Below are 25,771 nucleotides of genomic sequence, written 5' to 3'. Positions count from 1 at the left end.
GTCAACTGTCAAGCAACCCTTAATTCCTTAATTTGATGGCTGTGCCAGTGGCGGTAATGAGTAGCAGCACCCCCTTTTCATCAACGTTAATTGTTCCAGTATCCATACCAATGCCAATCACAGCATCTGCTCCTAGTTGTGAGGCACGTTGTTTCAATTCTTGGAGGGCTTCTTGGTGTCCTCTTTCAAAGACTTTTTCATAACTGCCAGTACGTCCCCCAATTAAATCTCGAATACCGGCAAAGAAATCCCGCAGTGCATTGGTGCCGTAAACCACCTCAGCAGTGACAATGCCCAAATACTCTTCAACAATCGCACCTTGAATAACATCAGTAGTGGTTACAATCATCAGTCCTGCCTCAAAAAATGGATCAAATGCCACCAGAATAGCTAATTTCTACGGCTAAATCATGGAATTATCTAAATATAATTACTTAATGGCATGCTACACCATCCTGACGTGCTGCCCTTTGCACCGCCGCAGCAACCGCAGGAGCAACTCGCTCATCAAATACTGAAGGAATGATATGTTCTCGATCTAAATCACTGGGATTAATCAGGGATGCGATCGCAAAAGCTGCTTCGAGACACATATTCACGGTAATGGTTGACGCCCGACAATCTATAGCGCCACGAAAAACCCCTGGAAAAGCCAGAACATTATTAATCTGATTCGGATAGTCACTACGACCTGTAGCCATTACTGCTACATCATCTACTACCAATTCTGGCTGAATTTCCGGGATAGGATTAGCCATAGCCATGACAATGGGCTTGTTTGCCATCGACCTGACCATGTCTGGGGTGAGAACCCCAGGTACACTCACCCCAATAAACACATCAGCATTGCCAATGGCACCAGCCAGAGTACCCGAAGCATCCACAGCAAATTCTTGCTTTTGCTCAGTCAAGTTAGGGCGTTTAGTGGAAATAATGCCTTGGGAGTCGCATATCCAAATTACACCTGCACCAGCTTTACGGAGTAACCGGGCAATTGCCATACCGGCAGCGCCCGCTCCATTAATAACAATTCTTACCTCTTCTAGGGATTTCTTGACTAGCTTGAGGGCATTGGTCAAGGCAGCAAGGGTGACAATAGCGGTACCATTCTGGTCATCGTGAAAGACTGGAATATCTAACTCCTGCCGCAGTCTGGCTTCAATATCAAAGCAACGGGGAGCACTGATATCTTCTAAGTTAATACCACCAAAAACCGGCGCGATAGTTTTAACGGTTTCTACGATCTGATCCGTATCTTGGGTAGCTAGGCAGATAGGAAAAGCATCAATACCAGCAAACTCTTTGAACAGCATTGCTTTACCTTCCATCACTGGCAAAGCGGCTTCTGGCCCTAAGTTACCCAACCCCAACACTGCACTGCCATCGGTGACCACAGCAACCATGTTGCTTTTAATGGTAAGGGAGTAGACCTGTTGTGGGTCAGATGCGATCGCTTTACAAATCCGACCCACACCAGGAGTGTAAGCCATAGCCAATTCAGATTGATGCTTAAGGGGGATTTTGCTGTTTACACTGATTTTGCCACCACGATGGAGGTTGAAGGTACGGTCATAGACATTTAGGATTTGGACATCGGGCACTTCCTTAACCGCTTGTACAATCTGTTCAGCCTGTTCAGTGCTAGCTGCATCTACGGTAATCTCGCGAGTAGCAATTTTCCGAGTTTTCTCCACCACCATAATTTCTCCCAAGTGACCGCCAACAGACGCGATCGCTTGAGTTACGCTGGCTAACATCCCGGCACGGTTGGGGTATGTTAAGCAAATAGTCAAACTGAAACTAGGATTTGGGGTCAGGTCTACCATGCTGTATGATCTGGGATTCTAGAAATATCTTGGCGCAAGCTGATTTCCTGCTATTTCAATCTAGACTAAACTAGACTTTAGTTCATAGTTGATCGCAAGCATGGGATAGGAATAATTTAGGGACCTCCAAAAAATCAACTATGCCATCCCTAGTAATGATAATCATTTAAGATGGAAAAACTGTCAATTGATTATTAATAAACCACTACTGACTGCAAGCTTTCTTGCCATCGGTGCTATTCTGGCAACGATTGCCAGTTTCGTTTTCGGCGTGCCCTGGCTGGTGCCAATTTTAGGAGCAGCAGTACCCTATCCGATCTTTTTGTTTCACGTTCGTCACCGTCAATACATGAGGGCCCTAGGGTGGATGCTGCTTTGGGCATTGTTTCAAAGTCTTGCGGTTGGGATTGGAACCGCATTGGCTCCAGAAACCGCAGCTCAGGTAATCCTAAATGGCTCTGACTACATCGAAGAGCAGCTTCTTTGGATTCGTACAGTAGAAGGAACAGAAGGATCCCTACGTTTGTTTCTGCCAGATCATGTCCAACAGTACACAGTTTTTTGCTTTCTATCCCTAGTGACTTTTGGAAGTGCAGCGCTAGTGCTGGGAACTTACTTGCTCAATTACATGAATTTCTACGTAGCACAGCTAGTACAGATCAGTGTCAATCCGTGGCTAGCTGCCCTAGTGGGATGGCCGCCCTGGTCTGTGCTGCGAGTGGTGGGATTTATCTGTACCGGAGTGGCTCTAACTGCTTTGGGACTTAATCTCGTTGCTAAAATCACCAGATCAAATTCCCAGCATCCCTTTCCTCAACGCTATCTCCTGATTGGTATTGGCTTTGTGGTTGCAGATATAATAGTCAAGGCAACTCTAGCACCGATTTGGCAGCAGCTTCTATCGTTTGCTCTTCTGGGCTAAGGTGACCCAGGAGAGCAAAAGCATTCTAGCCTCCAATCAACTGCCAGAAGCGATCATCGTCTGAAATAGCCTCAAAATCCGGATCATTACTGGCTTCTTCCCGATACCTTGGATTTAGCTCAATCGCCTGCTCTAGGTTTTCCACAGCTAAGGTTACTCGACCCTGGGAAGAATAAACTATTGCTTTGTTATAATAACCAGCAGCATACTCAGGTTGAATCTCCAAAGCCCGATTAATGCTTTCCAATGCCTGATCATTCTGTTCTAGCTTGACTAAGGTAGAACCTCTGTAATTCCAGGCTTTATGGGAGTCGGAATTTAATTCAATAGCCTTGTCAAAAGAGGCAACAGCTTCTTGGTATCTTTCTAATACATCTAGAGCCATGCCTCGATTCAACCAGGCTACTGTATTATCTGGCTGAACTTGAACAGCTTGGTCGAAGGAGCCAAAGGCCTCTTCATGCTTTTGTAGCATTCCCAGTGCGACTCCTCGGTCAACCCAAGCTTGATGATAATTTGGCTGAATTTCTAGGGCTTTGTCATAGGAAGCGATCGCATCTTCGTAGCGTCTCAACCGTCTTAGGGTCATGCCCCGGTTTAACCAGGCTTTGTAGTGGTCTGGTTTGAATTTAACCACCTTATTAAAAGCAACCACTGCTCCTTCATACCGCCGCAGTTCCATTAAAGCCAGGCCTCTTTGATACCAGCTATCTGGGTCATCTGGCTTGATTTCAATTACTTTGTCATAGGAAGCGATCGCATCTTGATACTGCTGTAGTTCCCATAATGCCATACCTCGCTGGTACCAAATATCAGGGTTATTCGGTTGAAGGTCAAGAACTTGATCATAGGAAGCGATCGCATCTTGATACTGCCCTTGAGAGAATAGAGTATTGCCCTGATTCACATAGTCATCTGGATTCAAGAACAACTTAGGATGGTTAGATTTGAGGCGTTCTAATTGTTCTGTCAGAGTTTGAGTGTTTTGCAGCACTTCAGACAGAGCAGCTTCTGCAATGGATGTTGGGGAAATCTCTGCTAGTTGTTGTAGAATCTTATCCTTCTCGGTTTGAGCATCAGATTCGACCTCAGACAGCTGAGCAGCCAAGGTTGTTTCCAATTTGTCCAGATTTTGAAGGATTATATCTTTTCGATTTTGAATGTCCGACTGTAAATCATAAAGTTGAGTTTTAGCCTCTGTTTCTAATTTTTCCAGACTCTGAATGGTCTGAGCCTTCTGGGTTTTAATTCCTGATTGAGAGTCATAAACTTCAGTGTTTAAGTTAGCCTCTAGCTCTTTCAGATGCTGGAGATTCTTATCAATTTGCACTTCAATCTTCGACTGGGATTTTGAAAGTTGTTCAGTAATGTCATTTCCTAATTGCTCTAGCTTCTGAAGAGCTAAATCGATTTTATGTTGAGCTTTTTGTTCAGCATCCACCTTAATGTCAGATAGCTGAGGAGTAAACTCTGTCTCTAGCTTTTTTAGATTTTCTAGTATTAAATCCCGTTGCTGTTGAGCCTTGGCTTCAAGTTCAGACAATTTTGAGGCAAACTCTGTCTCTGATTGGTTCAGTTTATCCAATACTTTATCTTGATGCCCTTGGACATTGGCTTTGAGTAAAGATAGTTGAGGAGCAAAATCAGAGGTGAGTTTTTCTAGATTCTTGAGGTAACTGTTCCTTTCTTGATCAGCCTTTGCCTTAAGCTCAGACAGTTCAACAGCAAACTCAGACTCTGATTGATTTAGTTGCTGCAGGACTTTATCCTTATGTTCTTGTACATTCCCCTGAAGTTCAGATAGTTGAGGAGCAAAGTCAGCACTTGATTTTTCTATGGTTTGCAGGTAATCTTTGCTTTGTTTTTGAGTCTTGGCTTTCAAGTCAGACAGTTCGGAGCCAAACTCAGTCTCTGATTGGTTCAGTTTCTTCAGTATTATCTCTTTCTGGGCTTGCACATCCGCCTGGATTTTCGATAATTCAGGAGTAAATTCAGCCCCTAATTTTTCTAAATCTTTTAAAGTTAAGTCCTTTTGGTTTGCCGCAGTTTCCTTAAGAGCAGACAGTTCGGAGCCAAACTCAGTCTCTAATTGATTCAGTTTCTTCAGTATTGTCTCTTTCTGGGCTTGCACATCCCCCTTGAGTTCAGATAATTGGGGGGCAAACTCAGCGCTTAAGTTTTCTAGATACTTCAGAAAACTATCCCGTTGCTTTGTAGCGTCTTGCTCGAGTTTAGACAGTCTTGATGCCAAGTCAGTCTCTAATTGTTCTAGCTCTTGTTGAGTATCGGTTTTTTGCGTCTTGATTGTCGTTAATGCCTGTTGCTGGGACTGAGACAATTTCGATAGCAGCTTAGATAGATTTTCTCGTTTAAAACTTAGGTCTTGTTTAAACTCTGCCGCCTGCTGATCTAGCTCCAAGGCAATCTCTTCAGTTTTTTCTAGGATACTTTGAACATTTTTATTAGCACTGGCAATCCTATCTTCCAAGTCAGTCATTTCATTGAGGTGAGCTCTCACGATTTGCGCAACCTCACGAATCACAGACCTTCTTAGCAGCCACAACGCTGCGATCGCGGCCACCAGTAGCAGTACCAGAGTCACCAGCACAATCAGCAAAACATTAGACAGGAGCGTCACCCGCTTAAAGCTAAGATTAGCGTCAGTTTGAACTGGCTTTTGACTTGAGCCCTGAGCGACTATCTGTTTTGGTGGGTCAGGTTCGATGGATTGGGCACTGCCAAGGCCAACAGGCAACAGGAAAAATGACAAAACAATAGTGCTTCGCCACACCAGTGCTAACATGTCTTGATTTTTACGCTTCATCAGAACGTCCTTTCTCTGTTGTTGACACTCCCCGGGCCTTAAGGCGCGGGAATTCTTTCTTCCCAGGGATTCCGACGAACTTGCCCTCAGAAAGCATCTTGACCGTGTGTCCCACGGCTGCAAGCCCACGTAGGCAGACTACTTGAGCGGCTGCCACATCTCTATCTGTGGTATAACCGCAATTTTCACAATGATGGACACGCTCAGCCAAGGTCTTTTTGCCAGTTTCAGTTAAACAATTGGGGCAAATTTGGCTAGTCTTTTTAGAGTCTACTTTTTGGAAGTAAACTCCACGTTTAAAGCAGCACTGCTCTAGTATTTGGAAAAACTGACCCCATCCTGCATCTAAACAGTGCTTACCCAGCATACCCCTGGCCAATCCTTTTGGTTTTACTGTCCCTCCACAGGCTCAGAACCGTGTCCCACAGTCCTAAACTCAACTCGCCACTCTCACCTTGGTATGACAACAATGGTCAACCAGCTGGGGCAAGAGTCTTCCCTGAACTCTGCTCTTTTTGTACCAAGCGTCTTACCGCTACGAACGGTGATCTGTTCCGAGACAGTCAGGCGGGTCAACAACCAATACTAAATTAGTGCCAAATAACACGCTTTGACAACTCTTGAGGGGGAGTATCCATCCCCACCTTTTTGAAGAATGGGGAATTTCGTCCCAGAGACGAAACCACTCTTGCCTCCCCGGATTTGTTAAATCCATTTCTTCTAGTTTGCCACCTCCTGACACTGGCTTCACTAATTTAATTCATCACCTGTTTAATCAGAAGCGATAGAGCCTGAAGCTGGCTCGCACCCCAGGGTATCGTGACCTTGATAGCGTTTACCATTTGCGGTGCGACCCCGGTCGGGTTTCCCGACAAGCGTGAAAGCGTACCAACAGAGGTGAGCTTGACCAATCTGAAGACTCAGTAAAAACCAGATTTGATCAAGTTTGCTGAGATTTAGTAATTGGTCCATGACTGAAAGGGTTAATGCCGTTTGATCGCAGTTTTCAAATCCGTAGACCAATCCGTAGACCACAGTTAACACACTGTTGGTTAAACCAACAGCTCCTTCTCAGCTTACCGCCTAATCAGCTATGGCGCTATCCAAGCTATAGCAAGTCTTCAAAGTAGCACTACAGATGCAGATGGCCAGATCGGGAGATGGCCAGATCTGACAAGGGTAGGTTTTTTACTTTGGAGATAGGTAATAGGTAATAGGTAATAGGTAATAGGTAATAGGTAATAGGTAATAGGTAATAGGTAATGGGTAATGGCTAATCGGTAATGGGTAATGGCTAATCGGTAATGGGTAATCTGTATTTCGGACCGGTCCATTACCCCGACCAGTCGGGGAATATGGGGAGATGGGTCGGTAATCGGTGGAAATTCTGGTAGAAAATCCCACATATTTTGCGAAATTTATTCCCAATGCCAGTACGTACTCGCCCTGCTAGGTAAAAAACCTACCCAAGTGAGGATGGCCAGATCGGGAGATGGCCAGATGAAATTGATGTGCAATTCATCCACCAATTAACGAGAATCCCTACCTTCAGAAGGCAGGGATTCTCGTTAATTGGTTTAATGTAGTATACTGTCAAGGAAACTTAGTACTAGTACAGGGGACACGGAAATAAGCGTGTAGGACCAGCTCCGACCTTTGTAGATGAAAGTGGTGACTTATTTCTGCCAGCCTGGACTAGGTGGAATCAGTACAATCTACGTTCTTCCCACAAGAAGCAGTAGTACGGTACACTCCCCAAGCCAGCATTAGTCAAAATTGATACCTTTATGACTGGGTTGGGTTCACAATTGTCTTCCTCAGATATCACATCTAGGTTGGCCTGGTTAAAGAAGATGCCTGAAACCAGGCTTTTGATAGCTTGGAAATTATGGGCAATCCCAACGAGCACAGATAACAGCGTTTGCCAGACTACGGCAAAGGTTGGTTTGATGGTTTCGTTAATTGTTGTTAGCATGTCAACACCCTTTATAGTATAGATTGAAAAAAAAATTGTCTAAAAATGCACCCTTTAATACCCATGGCCTACTTGCACTGGTTCAACCTTTCCAAAAGAAGCAGTAGTACGGCACACTGCCCAAGCCAGCATTAGTCAACATTGATACCTTTATGACTGGGTTGGGTTCACAATTGTCTTCCTCAGATATCACATCTAGGTTGACCTCATTAAAAAAGATGCCTGAAAACCTGGTTTTTATAGCTTGGAGATTATGGGCAATCCCAACGAGCACAGATGAGAGCGTTTGCCAGACTACGGCAAAGGTTGGTTTGATGGTTTCGTTAATTGTTGTTAGCATGTCAACACCCTTTATAGTATGGTTCGAAAAAAAATTGTCTAAAAATGCACCCTTTTATACCTATGGCCTACTTGCACTAGTTCAACTGCTGTCTGTGGATCCTGTTTACCCTAGGCTGTGCCATTGAAGACAGCCTGATTAGCCATACCACAAGGGGTGGTTTCTCCCATAGTTGTGGCTAGCATGGTTTTATCCTTGAGCTGACAGCAATAAAACTAGTGATTTCAGCTCATCTACATTTGATAAATTTTGAAAAATCAAAAATGGTGGAATTTGTTCTATTTAATTACCCATTCTTGATTTATTTTCTAATCTTTAGATTTTATTTATATTTCTCTGGAGCTATCATCCCCAATTCCTCCTATTTTATATTTCTTAAACAAACAACTCTTGATGAAACGTCAAGTTTATGGTTAGCCAAGGGTTTTCTATGGTTTCGGACCAGTTAATCACCCTCGCCCCTGGCGTATCTTAAAGTTTTGTAATGTAATTTTTGATTTGAAATTACATGAGAATTTCTTGCTATTAACTCATCCTTCCTCCAAGATGATCTGGGATTGTTGATCAAGAACTCGGCGACATCAAGCACCAAACTCGGCATCGTTGGCGTTTTGAACCTAGAAGCTAGCTGCAACTTGCCCCTAAATGCGACAAGATTCCAGTCATCTCTATGGGGGAAAAGATTGAGGTATTTGGTTAGGTGTAATGTAGATTTCTTAATACCTAACACTCTTAACACCTAACACCGGGACACTAATTTACTCCTTCTACCTTGGCGATATCCAGAAGTGTCTTGAGTACCGAGTCAGGGTTCAAGCTGATCGAATCAATTCCTAACTCCACTAGGAAGCAGGCAAATTCGGGATAGTCACTTGGTGCTTGACCACAGATACCAATCTTGCGACCATTTTTCTTGGCTTTTTCTATCACCATCCGCACCATCTGTTTCACTGCTTCGTTGCGTTCGTCAAAGATATGGGCAACTAACGCAGAGTCACGGTCTAAGCCTAGGGTTAATTGAGTCAGGTCATTAGAACCAATGGAGAAGCCGTCAAAGATTTGGCTATACTCGTCGGCTAGGATGACGTTACTGGGGATTTCACACATCACATAGACTTGTAACCCATTGTCTCCTCGCTTCAAGCCATGTTTTTCCATTTCCGCCAGCACCCGGCGACCTTCATCAGGGGTGCGACAGAAGGGAATCATGGGGATAACGTTTGTGAGTCCCATCTCATCCCGTACCCGTTTGAGTGCCTTACATTCCAAACCATAGGCTTCCCGGTAGATTTCATCACAGTAACGAGACGCCCCTCGCCATCCTAGCATCGGGTTCTCTTCCCTGGGTTCAAACTGTTGACCCCCCAAGAGATTGGCGTATTCGTTACTCTTGAAATCTGACATCCTGACGATAACTGGTTTGGGATAGAAAGCAGCAGCAATGATGCTAATCCCGTTGGCTAGTTTATCCACAAAGAAGTCAGGTTTATGCTCATACAATGCTGTCAGCTGAGCAATTTCTTCCTTGACCGATGGATCTTCGAGTTTATCGAAGTGAATCAACGCCATCGGGTGTGCCTTAATGTGATTGGCAATGATGAACTCAAACCGGGCTAACCCCACCCCATCGCAGGGAAGAAAAGACAGACTAAAGGCTTTCTCTGGGTTCCCCACATTCATCATGATTTTGGTGCGGGTGCGCGGTAGGTTGTCAAGGGGGGTTTCTTGCACCTCAAAGGGCAGCAACCCTTGATAAACCTTGCCTTCATCTCCTTCTGCACAGGAAACTGTCACTGGTTGGCCTGTCTTCAATTGGTTAGTGGCATTGCCACAACCCACAATCGCGGGGATACCCATCTCACGGGCAATGATGGCAGCGTGACAAGTGCGACCTCCTTGGTTAGTTACGATAGCACTCGCTCTCTTCATGATAGGTTCCCAATCCGGATCTGTCTTGTCCGTGACCAAGACCTCTTTGGCTTGGAAACGGTCAATCTTGTTAACATCCAGAATTACCCTTGCTTTGCCTTGACCAATCATTTCACCGACAGCGCGACCGGTGGCTAGCACAGGCGTTGCTTGCAATGTCTCTACATCGCCTTTGAGTTGATAATGACAAATAACATTGGCAGATTTCTGGGATTGTACAGTTTCCGGACGGGCTTGAACAATAAAGAGTTCACCGGTTTTCCCGTCTTTAGCCCACTCAATGTCCATGGGGGTGTAGCTACCCCGCACCTGGGAATAGTGGTCTTCAATGATGCTAGCCCACTTGGTTAGGGTGAGAATTTCCTCATCATTGATCGCGTATTTTCCCCGTTCTGATGGCGGAACTGAGATATTTTTCGTCAGTTTACCGCCGTCATCATAGACCATTTTGACTTCTTTGCTGCCTAGACGTTTGTCTAGGATAGGGCGATACCCCTCTTGGAGAGTCGGCTTGAACACCAGGTATTCATCAGGATTGACTGCTCCTTGGACAACGTTTTCACCCAAACCGTAAGCCGCCGTTACTAAAGCCGCATTTTTAAATCCGGTTTCGGTGTCAATGGAGAACATCACACCAGATGACGCTAGGTCTGAGCGCACCATTTTCTGCACACCGACAGAGATAGCGACATCAAAATGGTCAAAACCTTTAACAGTTCGATAGGAGATGGCGCGGTTGGTAAAAAGGGAAGCAAAGCATTTGTGACAGGCTTCTAAAACCCCTTTTACTCCGTGGACGTTGAGATAGGTTTCCTGTTGACCAGCAAAGCTAGCATCAGGTAAGTCCTCAGCGGTGGCACTGGAACGAACTGCTACATCTGTATTGTAATTTGACTGTAGGCAAGTGTCCCGATCCTCTGGCTCAAACTGCTCACAGAATTCCTGGGGATCATTCCCATAGCGTTGGCATAGTTGTTGGTAGCCTTGCGCGATCGCATTGGCTAGTTCTTCTGGGAATGGGGTATTGAGAATTAAGCTTCTCGCTTGTATCCCCCGTTGCCGCAAGTTATTGACATCTTCCACATCCAGATCCAAGAATGCCTGGCGTAGCTTAGCTTCTAACCCAGCTTTCTCAATAAAATATCGATAGGCATAGGCTGTGGTAGCGAAGCCACTGGGTACTCTAACTCCTACTGGTGTAAGTTGTCGGATCATTTCCCCCAAAGAGGCATTTTTTCCCCCCACTAGGGGGATATCGGCAATCCCAACTTGCTCAAACCAGAGGACGAAGGCTTTGTCTTTGGCAGATGTTGGGGCTTTTTCTGGAGCAGTGGTGACCATATGATCCTTCTCCTGAGGTTGACTTCCAAGGGGAGTAGTAATGGTTTTCTGCCTCAATGGGATTGTGAAAAGTCCGATGAAGCACCTGAAGTTGTGGCAGTTTCTGAACTAGCATTACCTCAAGGCTTAGCCTCTTAGGCAGACAACTTCACCTACTCTCAACGTTACCTAATGATAACGTTCACGAATATGCCATTGTCTTAACTCTAGCCTAGCCATTGATTGCTCCCCTTCATTGAGCTATCTACTCTATCGGGGCTGATACTACTAGTTTAGACAATTTTCCTCTTAGGAGGTCATCTTTCTTAACTTTATTTTATATACAACACAGAGGTTTTTTAAACATAAATCAGAAATGATTAAGTATAAGCCAGAAATGATTGATTTTTTTTATAGATATAAAAAAGGGGATGAGTTTTTGTTAATTTTCATGATTTGGGTTAGCTCCCCATAATTTTGTATTTTAGTTTACATAAATTCTCTGGCAGTTGTATTTTAGTTTACATAATTTTTCTGGCAGTTGCTATAGGCTAGAAAAGCTGGGTAAAATAGTCATATATTTATCTATACTAATATTTCCCTTCTCTGCTGCAACGGGCAAGGAAATAACTGATCGCTACAAATCACCCCCTCACCCCTTTACACCCTCATCTTCAAAAGAACTGGTCACAAATTTATGGTCAGGTGTACTAATTACGGGTAATGTAAGGGGTCGTTATCGTTTCTAATCTAGTTGAGAATCATCCGTCACCCATTCCCTTATTACCCATATTATAGCGCTTTTTAAGCTAGTAAGGTACAATTTTTGGGGTTTTAGGGAGCAGGGAGCAGGGAGCAGGGAGTAGGGAGCAGTAAAGTCAGAAGAGGGAAAAGGTAAAAAAATATGTGTACCTCATGAGGCTAAAAACCGCTATATCGATTCTCAACAATACAGGGACTATTTTGGCAGTAATTAATTTGACAGTAATTAATTGGACTTGGTACTAGAGCTTGTTGCCGATCTGGCTCAGGAAATCCTTGGGTGTCTTGACCTGCTCAGCACCTTTTACTCCTTGTGGTCAAAACCCATCCATAACCCCTTTGATGCTACGCCCTTGTTCGGTTTCAGCTACAATTTCCTTTACCGGATTGGGGGGGTGGAAGAATGGATAGGGCAGACTTCTGGGCACTGCTGGATAGGATTCAATAAGTTGATTGGGTATGCTTCTTTGAGTACAATCAGGAAGCTATGTCCAGATGCGCTCCCACAGCGTGAGCAAAGCTCAATCGCACAGGGTGAACTTTGCTCAATCCCTTGAGGATTATGAGTTGGATTAGATTTAAGGGTCGGATCATTTCCTGTAGCTCGGATCAAGTATGAGCCAGATGCTTCACAGAAGGTGATGGCAAATTTTAGCTGGGTCGAAGTTCCGACCATGACCTGATATAAGTCAAGGACGGTTTTAATAAAGTGGGCGTTAACAATGATGATGTTACTCCCCCTGACGAAATTTCCATGCTAACCACTTTCAGTTCGATTCCCACCGACCTCTCTGCCTTAGTTAAACACTAAAAACCCTAAATTAAACGGTAAACTTATATAATATTCCCAGCCGAAGTAAAATAACTGCCAAAATGCCAAATATATCCCCGCATCATAGATACTTCTTCTGATGGCAAGTGGCCTTCTGTAGATCTAATTATGACCTTAGCCTTGACAAAAATGCCTAAGTATGAATATAGAAAAGGGAACAGGGAACTTCGGATCAAAATTCTCACAATTCCTACACGGATTGCTATACAAGCAAACTAACATCAACAAGCCACAGTTGTTGCGAAATTCCCGGCAAAATAACTCCCACAACTTACACAAAACTGGACTCCAAAACCTATAACTAGTAGGGTGCGTTATTAACGCACCCTACTAGTAGAGTTATTGCCTAAGTCCTGTTCTCAAAAAGAGACTAGACCACTGGTGATAGTAAGAATGATTAGTGATTAATCAGTCTATTTGAGCCATCTATGTAAAAAATGCATAATCCCTAAAGCCTTAGAATGTCAAGGGTGTCTATGTCTACTTTGTATCTCTAGTTACTGGAGTGGCTGTAGTGCTTAACTCAATGCTTGGGGTTGCTACCCCTTGAACTACCAACACTGAGCAAGGAGCATGGTGAACAACATAGTTACTCACACTACCCAGCACCATTTCTTTTAAACCCCCAAGCCCTCGACGACCTAGAACAATTAAATCCGCACCCCACTTTTGGGCTAGATCACAAATTCCTAGACCCGGATCTGCCAATTGACAAGATACTTCGGCAGCGATACCATCAGCATTTGCCTGTTGAGCATAACTCCTTAGCCACCCTTTGTTTTCCTCAAGGTGTTTTTGGAGATTTTCTTGCTGAACCTTTCGGATACTACCATACACGTCTACATCGGCTATGGTGCCAAGACCTACGTAAGGAGTCATCATTTCCTGAGGTTCCCAGTTAAGGCAGTGTACTAGCATCAGAGTACTCTGTTCCTTTTCGGCTAGGTCTAAAGCCTGTTCAAACACTGCTTCTGCTTGGGATGAGCGGTCCATTGCTACCAGAATCTTTTTGTAAGCCATGATTAGTTTTTCCTCGTCTCTTCAAATTATTCAAATGGGGGCTCGAAGACATGGAATTTAAGTACTTCCAGAAAATAAATTAAGGGTTGCCCTTGTCTGGTAAAGATAGGGAAGATGGGTAAGATACTGAGGTTCGCTGGAAGCTATAATCCCTGACCTTGAAGACGTTGAGTGAATAATTTATTGTAGTCAGTGGTTTAGTCAGTGCTGTAGTCAGATGCTACTCAATGTGATAGGGTTCTATAATTTAATTATAGAAAAACTACTGACAGATATTATACTGGTTAACTATTTGTAACACTTATTGTATTGGTCTAGAAATAGCAATGAGATGATAATTATTAGGGTGAATGATTAAGGAACCCTAAAACTAGAGAAAAGTAGAGTTATTGCCCCATTTCTGTTACCTTACGCAATAATAAGGTTCAAACCAGGAAATGAACGGACTCGACTGAGGTGAATCAGGCACTAACTCTACCACTCCGTCCTTATTAAGAATCCATCGATTAGCTTCAATAATTCTAGACCGACGTGAGTTAACTGCATTGGGCTTAGCAGCATGATCAGGATTTTTCCGGCGGCGAGTTCTGTGGCGAGGTAATGGCCGTAAATCCATCCACAGGGTTTCACCCACAAGAGGTTTAGTGGGGTCTGTGGGTAAGCCACCCCGCCCAAATTGGGTAAATTGATTGCCGAGATCGGTACCGCAACCAGTGGCAACTAGCAGTTTGGGATTAACAAAATTTTCCGGTAGCTGGAATAATGCAGCGCTAGGGTCGGGGTCAGGTGCATTAATTTCCACAGTACCGCTAAAGGAAGCTCCCAGTTGGGAAGAAGCGGTAATATCACTATCTGGGGTTTTTTGTTCTCGAAATTCAGTGCCAAAAATGCCTAAGGCATTAGACATCTCCAAAAATTAACCTCAAACCCTTGCACTGCCTGGGTCAAAACCGAGTTTCTGGAGATGTCTATTGATAATCACTCGTCCGCCAAAGCTATCTTCAGCATTGGCCGTGATATCGCTATTTTCTAGGGCAACTAGCAAGTCAGTATCAATAGTAATATTACCGCCAGTGGCAGCATTTTCGGCATTGGTACTGATATTACTGCGATCGCGCATTAGGATTAGCTGGGAATCCAGGATAATATTGCCCTGCTCCCCAGCACTGACTTCAGCAGAAAGGCTCCCTAATTGATCTAATACAATCGACTCAGCGGTAATGTCGAGATTACCAGCCTTGGCCCGAATGGTAATAGTGCCAGCATCCCCAGCTCCACGGGTAGAAGAGGAAAATCTTGCTTGATCACTGACAAGCAAATGCTGAGTTTCAATGGTTAAATTGCCCCCATCCCCGGAGCCCTGTGTAGATGTATAAAAGCCGCTGGCAAATAGAAGACGATCAGGTGAGCTACCAATGGCTTCGACTAAGTTAGCTCTAACTATTACACTGTCCCCATCCCCATTACCCCGATTAATGGAGCGAATTTGAGCGCCATCACGCAACTGCAAAACTGGAGTGTCAACAACCACCCTCCCAAGCTGGCCAGTTGCTTCAAGTGTGGCGTTGCTATCGATGCGCCCACGCTCTTCAACGGTACTTGAAAGCATCATAGATTCGTTTGCAGTCATGGTAATCTGACCAGCATTACCGGAGCTCAAGGTCTCGGTAATTACAATACCCCCGTTCAGCTGGAATTTTTTGGTATCAATCACGAGGTTGCCCCCATTTCCCTTACCCCGGACAATGCTTGAGATTAAGCTTGATCCATTCACTTCCAGCAATGAGCCGACATTGAAGGTAATATTGCCACCAGCACCAGCATCAAAGGTATCGGTGGAGATTCTACCACCATTGTTCAGTATCAATTTGTCAGTATTAATCGTTAAGCTGCCACCATCCCCTGTGCCGATCGATTCTGAAAATAAGCCGCTCCTGGCTTCCACATTAGGATTAAAGTTAGCTGGATTGAAACGGTCTTCCGGTAACGAGACTCCCTCTGTGCCAAGGTTTTCTAGAGACACTTGCAGGGTGTAAGTGTCCCCCACTTCTGGTGTTGCGCCCTCGATCAATTCATTATTACTAACATCAGAGGGGAAGGCACCGACTCCGATTAAGTAAACCCCTGGCTCAGTAATAGTGGTATCAATTAAGGAGTCTGTGGTGAAACTGCCAAAGACTTGTAAACTTCCACCGGCACCATCAGCGGTCAAAGAATCCTCATTGACCTCTAATAATTCTCCTGTGCCTTGATTAAACAGGAAAATCTTGGTATCTACGTTGCCGTCTCCCCCTGTAAAGCCATTGTCGATGTCGAAAATAGCTCGACTGTGAAGAGTGGTGATGCTGAAGGAGAAGTAATCGATTTGATTTTCTGCTGCACCCAATACGGTGGTGCCATTAATAATCTGTTCTGGAGTCCGTTCAATGGAAACATAGGGAATTCCTCCAGGTCCAGATTCCGCCACGTTGGGATTGGGTTCAGTAATAAACTCCAGAGCATTTAGGTCAAAGGTTTCTAATTCCAACAAAGGATTAGGGAGAAAATCCCGACTTTCCCCAGAGATAGTGACACTTTCGCTAGCCTTAATCGTGATATCCCCAGCATTACCTAGGTTGGTGGTAGCGGTGATAATCTGTCCACCAGTGTCAAGGACTAAGTTATTGAGATGGAGTGCGATCGCACCGCCATTACTACTACTATTGGTAACTGTACCGATAAATCCCCGATTCGCTAGATTCAGTGACCCTTGGGAATTATTAATGGTAATGTTGCCTCCCGGGCCACTAGTGTCAACAGCGGAACGAGTTAGAATCCCGCTAAATAAACCATCTTCAGTAAAACCGGAGATCTCAATGGCACCATTGGCATTAATCTCAATATCTCCTGATGCCCCATTGCTATTGGTAATGGTTTGAATTCTTGAGCCACCAGTGATGGTAAGGGCGCTAGTGGTTAGCTCTATGAAACCGCCATTGCCAATCGCTCCAGTTTCTACATCATTAGCAATCAAACTCCTGTCACTGAGATTGGTATTGCCTTTGGCGTTAATAGTTATATTGCCAGCTACTGCATCTGGTATCGATTCTCCTGAGGTCAATCCAGCTTGTAACTCACTGGCTGACATGTCGAAGTTAGCACCATTGATGGCAATATTTCCGCCATTGACATTAGTTACCGAAAATTTTGGGTTTAAAGCCCCGTCCTTCGTTCGACGGCTTTCAATGAAAGTTTGTAAGAGATGTGCTATAATGAAAGCATAAACAATAAACTTTAAAAGTAGAGAGATACTATCTAATCATAAGTAGGCAACGTAAAAAATATGTAGAGCGTACATATTGCTCCATTGGGTCTAACGACTTGAACGTCTAGGAAAAAATTAGATCAAAAAAAGTATCTATCTATATAAAAAAAAGGTACGGTGGGGTTAGAAGTTACCGTATTCAGAGGGTCGCCTTTATGGTTAGTCGGCTATGCATAAAAGAGGTGCGACCCGTGGCGAATTTAATTCGCCGACGGAAAGCGCACCTTTGGTTAAAACTTTTTTATTAAGGCTCCACTCTTCTAAGGTTTCGTCTCCGGCACACCGAAACCTAGGTCAAAGACCAACTACGCTTGGGGAGAGGAGACCTCTATTTTTCCTGGCTCCGGCAAGGGATAACAAGTCACCTCGTTGAAACAAGAATCCCCGTCCTTCCAGGGCGGGGAGTGTCAAATCTACTAAGCTACTGTTAGTCAAGGAAATATCAGCTGGTTGGACTCCATCGGGAAAACTTACGGATGTTGCGCCATTGAGCGTAACGGTTCCTCGACTGGATAATCCTCCTAATTCTACCCGTCCCCCTGGCACTTGAAGGGTGGCACCATTGAGGTTAACTTCACCCCCAAGTAAGGCCATGGTTTGCCCAGTCTCGATCGTTAAGGTAGCTCCTGTCACGTTTACTGAACCAGGATTGCTACCATATTGCAAACCGATGGGAATATTGATGGTTAACAATGGTGGGGCCTGTGGATTACTAGCGCTAAAATTGAAACCATTGTCAAATACCGCACTATCAGCAGTGCTAGCAACAAAGGAGCCTGCTACATCTAAGAGGATATCTGAAAAGTTTTTTGATACTGAATTTTGCCCCCCTAGCCCCCCAACTTTGGGGGGAACAAGAGTCAATTTGCTTCTAAAAGTCCCCCAAAATTGGGGGATTTAGGGGGCTTGGATGTAGCAAATGAGACTTCTCAGACAACCTCTAAGCGAGCATTAGATCCAAATGCAATACCATTGGGATTAAGCAAGAATAAATTAGCGCTACCGTTTACTCCCAAGGTGCCCAGAATTTGAGAGAGGGTGCTACCGGTGACACGAGTCAATATATTAGTAATGCCATCGGGATTAGCAAAATACACTCGTTGACCATTACCAACATTAAATTCGATCAAACTGTGGAATAAGTTACTATCTCGTATTGCTCCCCCTTCGATTAAATCCGCTGCGGCACCACGGATAGTCTGATTGGGAGTAACTTGAGAATTTTCATCCCCCAAGGTACTATCTGGGGTAATTTGAGCGAGGGTGGGTGAGGCGAGTAATAAACATAGACTACTAACTTCGAGCAATCCCAGTAAGCCCAATTGCATTAGTGAAATGGTTTCTCTGGGTCGGCTTGGTATGAGGGGATTGGTGCTGTCGTCGGAGCTAGATAAGGGATTAGCTTTGTGGGCAAAGGGGATGCGATCGCGTTCCATGGATAGGCCTGGCCGATTAGTCTCAGTCTTAGATTTCCCGGCACTGTTGGTCAGAGTAACATCTGTTTATAGTGCTACGCGCAAGTCAGAAGTCACAAGTCACAAGTCAGGTATGACTAAGTTTCGGAGTTTAGGAATGTCAAACACCTTAATGCGTAGTGCTATTTTTTCAAAAAACAACCAAGTATATCTAATGTTTAAAAAAACTATAACTTATTATCTTTAAGCATTAGATATACTATTTTTAAGTAATTGTAAATAGTGCAAAATATCAGTATTACCTGTCCCCTATCTCCCCACACTCTTACCCCGATTCCCGATTCCCGATTCCCGATTCCCGATTCCCTGTTACCTGTTACCTGTTCCCTTTGGTATAAGTAGTGATTGATGTTCAAGCAAGCATGGAAGCCTTGACTGAGATGGTAGGAAATCAAGACCAGCAACATCCTCAGGAAAAACGCGATCGCGAAATAGTTAACCGTCTTTTACAACAACAACCCAATGAATACAACTTGGCGGAATTAGCCCGACTGCGGATTCGCTATGACAGCTTTCCCGGTGCTAGGGCCATTCAAAGAGACTTGGATTTATTGCTTCAGCGATGGCAACTGACAGAACAACAGCTTTTTGAGAAAACCCTTCAGATTCATCAAGCCGGTCTCGCGTATAGACGAGACAACAGTTGTGGGAGCCAGGATGACTGGACTTAAGACTTCTTTGCTGAAGTCGGGAATAGGGAGTAGGGAGTAGGGAGTAGGGAGTAGGGAGTGGGAAAAAATCATGTTGGTTTTTCAGTACCTTTTATGATAAATTTCCAGTTAAAAAACTCAGAAAGCTTACTGTAAAAACAAAATTAGGCTCTTCAACTAACAAAATTTACTGAATACGGCCTCTTACCACTGTTCCCTGCTCCCTGCTCCCTGCTCCCTTTACTAGATTAATTTCATTTAACCGATTTCCTAGGGGCTGGGGGTAAAAGCTTAAAGATCTGTTTTTCTTGATTCGGTTTAAGGTTCTGATCAGCGGGAGCTATTGGATCTATCTTAGGTAGATCGATCTTAGGGGGGGACTTAGGGATGGGAGGAGTTTTAGCCAGCTCATTAGACGAAGCTGTATCTATAGCAGTATTGAGAGCTTCCAGTTGTTGAGATATCAGAGCCTGCTGTTGCAGCTGCTCGGTAGAAGACACTAAGCCGCTGAGTCCATTAACTAAATCCTTGACATTGCGGCGAAACGCTGGATCCCCAGTCAGATCATCTAGGTCAGCGGTAATCTTTTGGGCATTTTCAAAGGTAACTCGTGCTGAGTCGAGGGTTTGTTGCAATACCAGTAAATTAGTGGGACTGTTGAGAGTATTGGAAACATTACGTAAGTTAGCAGATGCTTGGGCAGCATTAGCTGATAGGTTTTCTAAGTTCCGCAGCATTTGTGATACATCCGTTTGATAAACCGCTGAGTTAACCCGATTCGCGGTAACGGTTAAGTTGCTGGTCAGTATACGCAGATCTTCACTGGCCTGAGAGATGCTATCCAAGGTGGTGACCAAATTTCCCCGATTGCTGACCAATAGTTGATTGGCAGAGGTGATCAACTGATTGAGTTCCCTTGCCGTTTGGCTGTATTGCTCGGAGGTACTAGAAATGCTACTGGTTGCCAACCCGATTAGACTAGATGTTTGATTGGCCGCACTGGTCACAGCATTCGTTGCGTTGGACAAGCCTGCTACCTCTTGCCGCACGATGCGGGACAACTGGGTCATCTCTTTGCTAAGTTCTGAAACGTCTCTAGCTGCATTGGAGGCATTTTCCGCAAGGCTATTGATTTTGTCAAAAAAGGCTGGATCACCGAAGAGTTCAGCAATGCGATTTCCGTTCCGTAGAAGGTCAGCAAAGGTGGAACCCACATCACCATTAATCTGATCTTCTTCACAAATAACTAGGGCAGAATTACATTGTGCTCCGAAGGGTGTAAGACTTTGAGCAGTTGCAGGTAATTGTCCTAGGGGCATGATATCCACATTGGTAGCACCAATTAAACCCGATTGATTAGCTTCAACCTGGACTTTGCGGGGGATTAACAATCCAGGGTCATCAATTTCAACGGTGACATTGACCCCATTAGTACCGGGTTCAATCTTAGTGATTCTCCCAACTTGGACACCGCGATAGCTGACCGATGCCCCCACTTGCATCCCAGCAGCGTTCCCAAAATTGACAATGAATTTATAGCTCTTTCGACCTAAGCTAATGCCACTAATCCATACAACAAGTCCACCGAAAACAGCAAGTCCTGCTACTATTAATAAGCCAACGGAGCCTTCTCGAATCGTCCGCGATCGCATAGTTTAACCTTTGTTACCCTTTCCCCTCACATTTACCATCATGCCTCACCAACCACTGACATCCAAATTTGAACCGACTTGAGCAAGTTTCGAGTAGTCCATTGGGTCAGATAGATGAGGTAAAATCCCCAAAACCTTAACATTGGTTAGAGTCTCGATTAAGCTAATCGGAGCCAACTGAGTTATTTCTTCGGAGGTACGAGGTTGGACGCAATTGAGGACAATCCCTGTGAGGTCAACTCGTGATGAGCGTGCCAGGGCAACATTAGCAACCACTTGTGCGATCGCTCCTAATTCTACCGGCGCAACCAATACCGTTGGCAATCGCCAATCCCTTGCCAAATCTGCCACAATCAGTTCATGAGTCACCGGTGAACCTAGTCCTCCCAAAGCTTCCACCAAGACCACATCCCGCTGACTGCGCAGAGTATTGAAGCCTTGCCAGACCTTTTCGAGGTCAACCTGTCTTCCTTCTAGATCTGCAGCAACTGGTGGTGCTGCAGGGGTTTTAAACTCCACGGGTGTGATCTCCTCCAGGGTTTGAGCCAAGTCAAATAGTTGCTGGTAAATTTCGCGATCGCCAATTCCGGTTTGAATCGGCTTGAATATCCCCAGACTCTCTTGAGGACGGTAAGTCTGCCAATAAGCAGCGATCACAGAAGTCAAAACCGTTTTGCCGATGCCTGTATTGGTGCCAGTAATTAGTAATACGTTCAAGATTGACTCACTTTAAGTCTGAAAGGCTAATATCTAAAGCAAACTTTCTTTCCTGTTTAGCAATTACATCTACTATATACTCACCAGAACTAGGCAGCTGACCTTGCCACCTTTGCACCCCTGAAGCCTGTTCCACTAACTTCCCATTGGGATAGCGGATAGTTAAAGCCACATCACTTTCAATCACCTCTAGCTTCAATTGCTTACCCTGTTTAGCCTTCACCAAGTAGCGCTGAATCTTCTGGGGGCTAGTGCGACCCAGTAGCTGCAAACCCTTGCTTCCCTGCAATAAATTGACCCTTTCTATGTTATAATCAGCAGTTGGTTTAGGTTTAGGTTTCGGCTTCGGTGCTTCTGTTAACCTTAATCCTAGCTGATAATCGCTATTCGGTAGACCCTTAACTGGACTTAGTTGAATCGTGTAGTTGCCAGTGAAAGGAAATTTCCCTTCCCATTGCCGTACCCGTTTAGCTCGATTGTCCACTGGTTTTCCGTCCGGGCCAAGCACTGTCATCAAGACCCCTTCGTCACTGAGATATGTCTTCAGGGTTTGGTATTGTTTACCCTGGATAATGTAGTTAATAGTGTGATTAGCCTTTAAATTCCTGGATTTTGAAAGGGTTTTACCAGCAGAAAGCTCTAGACGCTGACTGTAGATTTGAGGTTTACTCGGGGTTGGACTAGCGCTAGGGGTTGGACTAGCGCTAGGGCTCGGAGTGGGAGTCGGACTAGGACTAGGACTAGGACTCACTGACACCTTAGGACTTGGAGATTTGCCAGTGTCCTGCTGATTAAAATTGCTCACCCACACCCAAGAGCCTATTCCTGCCAGCACTGCTAGTCCTGTAGCTATCCCAAGCAGCGGCCAAGGACTATTCCAGATAGAGCGACCCGTGGCTTGAGACATCACCGGTTCACTCGGTTCTCCACCTCTAGCCTCCCTGGGTGTTCCACCTTGAGCTGATGCCACTGTCGTGCCGGGTATTGGCTTGGGTTTTGGAAGTTGGGGAGTTAACCCAGAAGCTTGAAAGGCATACAAGACTTCTCTAGCGGATTGGTAGCGATCGCTTGCTTGATAACTAAGCATCCGATTTAATATCTCAGCTAACTCATCGCTAACCCTAGCCCAGGGACGCCAGTTCCAAGTCAGATTAGTATTATCCACCAGTTCTTCTGGTTCTTTCCCAGTCAGTAGCACTATCGCAGTCACTGCTAGGGAATATAGGTCACTACTTGGATACACCTGACCGGTCTGAATTTGCTCCCTGGGAGCGTAACCGCTTTTGCCAATACTAGTTGTTGGTGTGGGAGTATCGGGCAATTGAAGACGAGTTGCCAGTTCCTGTACCACACCCAAATTAATCAACACCGGTATACTGTCCGTCTCCCGCATGATAATGTTATCCGGTATGATATCTCGGTGAATAATCCCTTGGCTGTGGATGTAGTCCAAAACTGGCAAAGATTGCTGCAATAGCTGACGCACTTCCGTTTCTGATACGACTCCCAACTTGGTCGGGCTAGCCATTGGGGGTGATTGGACTTCCCCATCGGGATTAGAAGATAGAGGTTCACTTTGATTCTGAAGGGCTTTCCGTTGTTCTAGTAGTTCACCATAGGTTTTTCCCTCTACGTAGTCTCGCACCAGAAACAGCCGTCCTTGCTCTTCAAAGGTAGCTCGGAACTGAGGAATTTGGGGGTGTTCAATTTTATACAGGATACCTGCTTCTTGTTGAAACAGTTGCCTTGACTTATCTAAATTATTAGTTTCTGTCTGAGGGGGAATAAATTCTTTGAGGGCACAAGGTTCATTGAAACGCCCTTGATCCTCTACCAGGTAAGTCCGATTGAATTCTCCTTGGTCAAGGACACGGAGCAGATGGTAGCGATTTTGCAGAATAGTTCCAGAGGCAATCGGTGGTTCCATCGGTGGTAGATCAGTTGTTACGGACAATGAGGCAGGAGGAGTATTCTTGAAGTTTAGACTTATTTCGGTTGCTTTGGAACTCCACCGATGGATTCCAACTGTTCCTTTGAGTAACAGTTGATAAGCATATAAATCAGCGCTTACCCAAGACTGGACTCCAAACCCGCTTATGGTGTAGAGTCAGAAGCTATACCCTACAAGTATAGTTATTGCGTAAGTCCTGTAGGGAATTTGGAATAGGAAATAGGGAATAGGGAAAAAATCCTGTGTAGTTAATCAATATCACAACTGCTAAGCACCTAAACAAAATTAATTACCTACTCTGGATCTCTGTAACCCTTACATTGCATGGCTTTGATTTTCGGTAAATGTGCAATTAATTTTGTGCACCTGCTTATATAGGTTTTTCTGGTTTATTATAACATCACGACATGTTCATTGCTATCTTATTTTCCTGTGGAATTATCTCAAATAACTACCTTAATTGAATAGATGTACAGTTGAACATCAAATTAGGGACAATAGTTTATTTTCGGATTTGACTAAGAAACTTAAAAAAAATTCTTGATTTATGACCTTAGTTTGATCACACTACACTATATAGCAATCCTAAATCATTTGTAAAATCACTGAAATTTTTAAAAACTCGATCCTTTTCCCTTACATTCTGCCATCTGCCTCCTGCCTCCTGCCTCCTGCCTCCTGCCTCCTGCCTCCTGCCTCCTGCCTCCTGCCTCCTGCCTTAAAGCAGCCCATTTCTTTCACGAATCAGATCGGATTGCAATATATTGTGTCTTGCGGAAAGTACTGTATGAGTTAAATGCTATAAAAATTAATAAAATATTAATCAAATTTAAATAAATAATTATAAAAATTATTATAAAAAGGATATTCTTAGAATGTTAAGATCGCGTTGAAATAAGCTTCGAGGGTTTGCTGTGAGCAGTTCAGTTACTTTAGAGCTTCAACCTATTCTGCCCCAGATAGCCGATAACAATCGTTTAAGACTATTTTCTGGTTCGGCAAATGTTTCCCTTTCTCAGGAAGTGGCACGCTATCTAGGCATCGACTTGGGACCGATGGTACGGAAACGATTTGCTGATGGGGAGCTCTATGTCCAAATTCAAGAATCCATCAGGGGGTGTGATGTTTACCTGATTCAACCGACTTGCTATCCGGTGAATGATTACCTGATGGAGTTACTCATTATGATCGATGCTTGCCGTCGAGCCTCAGCACGGCAAGTTACTGCTGTGATTCCTTACTATGGTTATGCTCGAGCAGACCGTAAAACGGCGGGGCGTGAGTCCATTACAGCGAAACTGGTGGCTAACCTGATTACTGAAGCTGGTGCTAATCGGATTTTGGCAATGGATTTGCACTCCGCTCAAATTCAAGGTTATTTCGATATCCCCTGCGACCATGTCTACGGTTTACCAGTATTACGACAATACCTGGCTTCTAAGGAACTAACCGATCTGGTAGTAGTTTCGCCGGACGTTGGTGGTGTGGCTAGAGCCAGAGCGTTTGCCAAAAAGCTATATGATGCCCCCCTTGCCATTATCGACAAGCGCAGGCAAGCTCACAATATCGCTCAAGTCATGAATGTGATTGGGGATGTGAAGGGTAAAACTGCGGTGTTGGTGGATGATATGATTGACACTGCTGGCACGATTTGTGAAGCGGCCAAAGTACTGCGTCAAGAGGGTGCTCGTCAAGTCTACGCTTGTGCAACCCATGCCGTGTTTTCGCCACCATCTGTAGAGCGCCTCTCTAGTGGGGTGTTTGAAGAAGTAATTGTTACCAATACTATTCCACTTCCGGAAGCGAAACAGTTTCCACAGTTGACAGTGCTTTCAGTGGCTAACTTATTGGGTGAAACCATCTGGCGTATTCATGAAGACTCTTCTGTCAGCAGTATGTTTCGTTGAAAATCCCCCCTGCTCCCGGGGGGATTTTAATTTTAAAAAGTTGTATTGAGTGTTGAGTGTTGACTAGATACAAGCAATGGTTAACAGTCAACCAATAACGCAACTGGGTATCAGCCAAGATTAAATTGGCCACTAAAAATTATTCGTTTGGATAGGAGGTGGAGAGAAACGGGAGATAGGGAGATAGCGGTGCTGAACGCGCACCGTGGGGTAATTTTTATTAATAAAAATGGGAACCGTGGCGAATTTAATTCTTAATGGATCAAGCGCACCTTAGGTATTTTTAACCTAAAAAAAACTCTCCCCAGCACCCCACCTCCCTTTTAACCCATTGACATACCTGCCCACTAAGGGGGTGATTATAA

The 25,771-nt window shown here is 44.5% G+C and carries 20 protein-coding genes and 3 pseudogenes; 5 read left to right on the top strand and 18 right to left on the bottom strand.

The window, feature by feature from the left end:
• Positions 1 to 19 precede the first annotated feature (19 nt).
• Both LYNGBM3L_RS19700 and LYNGBM3L_RS19695 read right to left on the bottom strand, forming a co-directional pair.
• The gene (locus LYNGBM3L_RS19700) at positions 20 to 349 is read right to left on the bottom strand and encodes a YbjQ family protein (RefSeq protein ID WP_044494012.1); all 330 of its coding nucleotides are present in this window, start codon (positions 347 to 349) and stop codon (positions 20 to 22) included.
• 85 nt (positions 350 to 434) lie between these two features.
• Positions 435 to 1,826 (bottom strand): NAD-dependent malic enzyme, encoded by a 1,392-nt coding sequence (locus tag LYNGBM3L_RS19695; protein ID WP_008186990.1) that lies wholly within the window; start codon positions 1,824 to 1,826, stop codon positions 435 to 437.
• Between the two features lie 187 nt (positions 1,827 to 2,013).
• On the opposite strand from LYNGBM3L_RS19695, the gene LYNGBM3L_RS19690 reads away from it, so the two are divergent.
• Positions 2,014 to 2,748, top strand: a complete 735-nt coding sequence (locus LYNGBM3L_RS19690; RefSeq protein ID WP_008186987.1) for a hypothetical protein — start codon at positions 2,014 to 2,016, stop codon at positions 2,746 to 2,748.
• Positions 2,749 to 2,773: 25 nt separating this feature from the next.
• Here LYNGBM3L_RS19690 and LYNGBM3L_RS19685 read toward each other — a convergent pair whose 3' ends face one another.
• A complete protein-coding gene (locus tag LYNGBM3L_RS19685; protein ID WP_008186985.1) occupies positions 2,774 to 5,572 on the bottom strand; it encodes a tetratricopeptide repeat protein in 2,799 nt (932 codons plus the stop codon).
• Positions 5,562 to 5,954, bottom strand: a pseudogene (locus tag LYNGBM3L_RS19680) (zinc ribbon domain-containing protein); the annotation flags it as partial. The pseudogene LYNGBM3L_RS19680 and the gene LYNGBM3L_RS19685, both read right to left, overlap by 11 nt.
• Positions 5,955 to 5,989: 35 nt before the next feature.
• On the opposite strand from LYNGBM3L_RS19680, the gene LYNGBM3L_RS43940 reads away from it, so the two are divergent.
• Positions 5,990 to 6,166 (top strand): hypothetical protein, encoded by a 177-nt coding sequence (locus LYNGBM3L_RS43940; RefSeq protein ID WP_154659857.1) that lies wholly within the window; start codon positions 5,990 to 5,992, stop codon positions 6,164 to 6,166.
• A 177-nt stretch (positions 6,167 to 6,343) separates the two neighbouring features.
• Here LYNGBM3L_RS43940 and LYNGBM3L_RS19675 read toward each other — a convergent pair whose 3' ends face one another.
• The 5 genes from LYNGBM3L_RS19675 to ppsA all read right to left on the bottom strand — a co-directional run bounded on the left by LYNGBM3L_RS19675 (position 6,344) and on the right by ppsA (position 11,157).
• Positions 6,344 to 6,607 carry a hypothetical protein gene (locus LYNGBM3L_RS19675; RefSeq protein ID WP_131827261.1) on the bottom strand — a complete coding sequence of 88 codons (264 nt, stop codon included), beginning with the start codon at positions 6,605 to 6,607 and terminating at the stop codon, positions 6,344 to 6,346.
• 86 nt (positions 6,608 to 6,693) lie between these two features.
• Positions 6,694 to 6,978, bottom strand: a complete 285-nt coding sequence (locus LYNGBM3L_RS45140; protein ID WP_008186979.1) for a hypothetical protein — start codon at positions 6,976 to 6,978, stop codon at positions 6,694 to 6,696.
• 299 nt (positions 6,979 to 7,277) lie between these two features.
• The gene (locus tag LYNGBM3L_RS19665) at positions 7,278 to 7,547 is read right to left on the bottom strand and encodes a hypothetical protein (protein WP_008186977.1); all 270 of its coding nucleotides are present in this window, start codon (positions 7,545 to 7,547) and stop codon (positions 7,278 to 7,280) included.
• Positions 7,548 to 7,629: 82 nt separating this feature from the next.
• Positions 7,630 to 7,887, bottom strand: a complete 258-nt coding sequence (locus LYNGBM3L_RS19660; protein WP_008186976.1) for a hypothetical protein — start codon at positions 7,885 to 7,887, stop codon at positions 7,630 to 7,632.
• A gap of 753 nt (positions 7,888 to 8,640) precedes the next feature.
• A complete protein-coding gene (ppsA, locus tag LYNGBM3L_RS19645) occupies positions 8,641 to 11,157 on the bottom strand; it encodes a phosphoenolpyruvate synthase (RefSeq protein ID WP_008186971.1) in 2,517 nt (838 codons plus the stop codon).
• Between ppsA and LYNGBM3L_RS43935 the strand changes: the two genes are divergently transcribed.
• Positions 11,158 to 11,295 (top strand): hypothetical protein, encoded by a 138-nt coding sequence (locus LYNGBM3L_RS43935; RefSeq protein ID WP_008186969.1) that lies wholly within the window; start codon positions 11,158 to 11,160, stop codon positions 11,293 to 11,295.
• Between the two features lie 845 nt (positions 11,296 to 12,140).
• Here the strand turns inward: LYNGBM3L_RS43935 and LYNGBM3L_RS50460 are convergent.
• From LYNGBM3L_RS50460 to LYNGBM3L_RS19615, 6 genes and pseudogenes are all read right to left on the bottom strand, one after another.
• A pseudogene (locus tag LYNGBM3L_RS50460) lies at positions 12,141 to 12,675 on the bottom strand (adenosine-specific kinase).
• A 535-nt stretch (positions 12,676 to 13,210) separates the two neighbouring features.
• Entirely contained in the window at positions 13,211 to 13,750 is a 540-nt protein-coding gene (locus tag LYNGBM3L_RS19635) for a universal stress protein (protein WP_008186964.1), read from the bottom strand.
• 403 nt (positions 13,751 to 14,153) lie between these two features.
• Positions 14,154 to 14,657, bottom strand: coding sequence for an S-layer family protein (locus tag LYNGBM3L_RS19630; RefSeq protein ID WP_008186961.1), 504 nt, complete (start codon positions 14,655 to 14,657; stop codon positions 14,154 to 14,156).
• Between the two features lie 15 nt (positions 14,658 to 14,672).
• Complete coding sequence (locus LYNGBM3L_RS19625) at positions 14,673 to 16,877, bottom strand: pre-peptidase C-terminal domain-containing protein (protein ID WP_008186960.1); 2,205 nt, start codon at positions 16,875 to 16,877, stop codon at positions 14,673 to 14,675.
• A 471-nt stretch (positions 16,878 to 17,348) separates the two neighbouring features.
• Complete coding sequence (locus tag LYNGBM3L_RS19620) at positions 17,349 to 17,918, bottom strand: two-partner secretion domain-containing protein (RefSeq protein WP_008186958.1); 570 nt, start codon at positions 17,916 to 17,918, stop codon at positions 17,349 to 17,351.
• A gap of 71 nt (positions 17,919 to 17,989) precedes the next feature.
• Positions 17,990 to 18,382 (bottom strand): annotated as a pseudogene (locus tag LYNGBM3L_RS19615) (two-partner secretion domain-containing protein); the annotation flags it as partial.
• A gap of 509 nt (positions 18,383 to 18,891) precedes the next feature.
• Between LYNGBM3L_RS19615 and LYNGBM3L_RS19610 the strand changes: the two are divergent.
• Positions 18,892 to 19,200, top strand: a complete 309-nt coding sequence (locus tag LYNGBM3L_RS19610) for a DUF3288 family protein (RefSeq protein WP_008186955.1) — start codon at positions 18,892 to 18,894, stop codon at positions 19,198 to 19,200.
• Positions 19,201 to 19,433: 233 nt separating this feature from the next.
• On the opposite strand, the gene LYNGBM3L_RS19605 is transcribed toward LYNGBM3L_RS19610, so the two are convergent.
• The 3 genes from LYNGBM3L_RS19605 to LYNGBM3L_RS19595 are packed head-to-tail and all read right to left on the bottom strand — an operon-like array spanning position 19,434 to position 23,475.
• Positions 19,434 to 20,831, bottom strand: a complete 1,398-nt coding sequence (locus LYNGBM3L_RS19605; protein ID WP_008186953.1) for an MlaD family protein — start codon at positions 20,829 to 20,831, stop codon at positions 19,434 to 19,436.
• Positions 20,832 to 20,876: 45 nt separating this feature from the next.
• Positions 20,877 to 21,548, bottom strand: coding sequence for a dethiobiotin synthase (bioD, locus tag LYNGBM3L_RS19600; protein ID WP_008186951.1), 672 nt, complete (start codon positions 21,546 to 21,548; stop codon positions 20,877 to 20,879).
• Between the two features lie 7 nt (positions 21,549 to 21,555).
• Positions 21,556 to 23,475, bottom strand: a complete 1,920-nt coding sequence (locus tag LYNGBM3L_RS19595; protein ID WP_008186949.1) for a serine/threonine-protein kinase — start codon at positions 23,473 to 23,475, stop codon at positions 21,556 to 21,558.
• A 938-nt stretch (positions 23,476 to 24,413) separates the two neighbouring features.
• On the opposite strand from LYNGBM3L_RS19595, the gene LYNGBM3L_RS19590 reads away from it, so the two are divergent.
• Positions 24,414 to 25,406, top strand: coding sequence for a ribose-phosphate pyrophosphokinase (locus tag LYNGBM3L_RS19590; protein WP_008186946.1), 993 nt, complete (start codon positions 24,414 to 24,416; stop codon positions 25,404 to 25,406).
• The last annotated feature ends 365 nt before the right edge of the window (positions 25,407 to 25,771 follow it).

This window comes from Moorena producens 3L, assembly GCF_000211815.1.
GTDB classification, from domain to species: Bacteria; Cyanobacteriota; Cyanobacteriia; order Cyanobacteriales; family Coleofasciculaceae; genus Moorena; species Moorena producens.
This window is presented reverse-complemented; position numbering and strand designations above follow the sequence as displayed.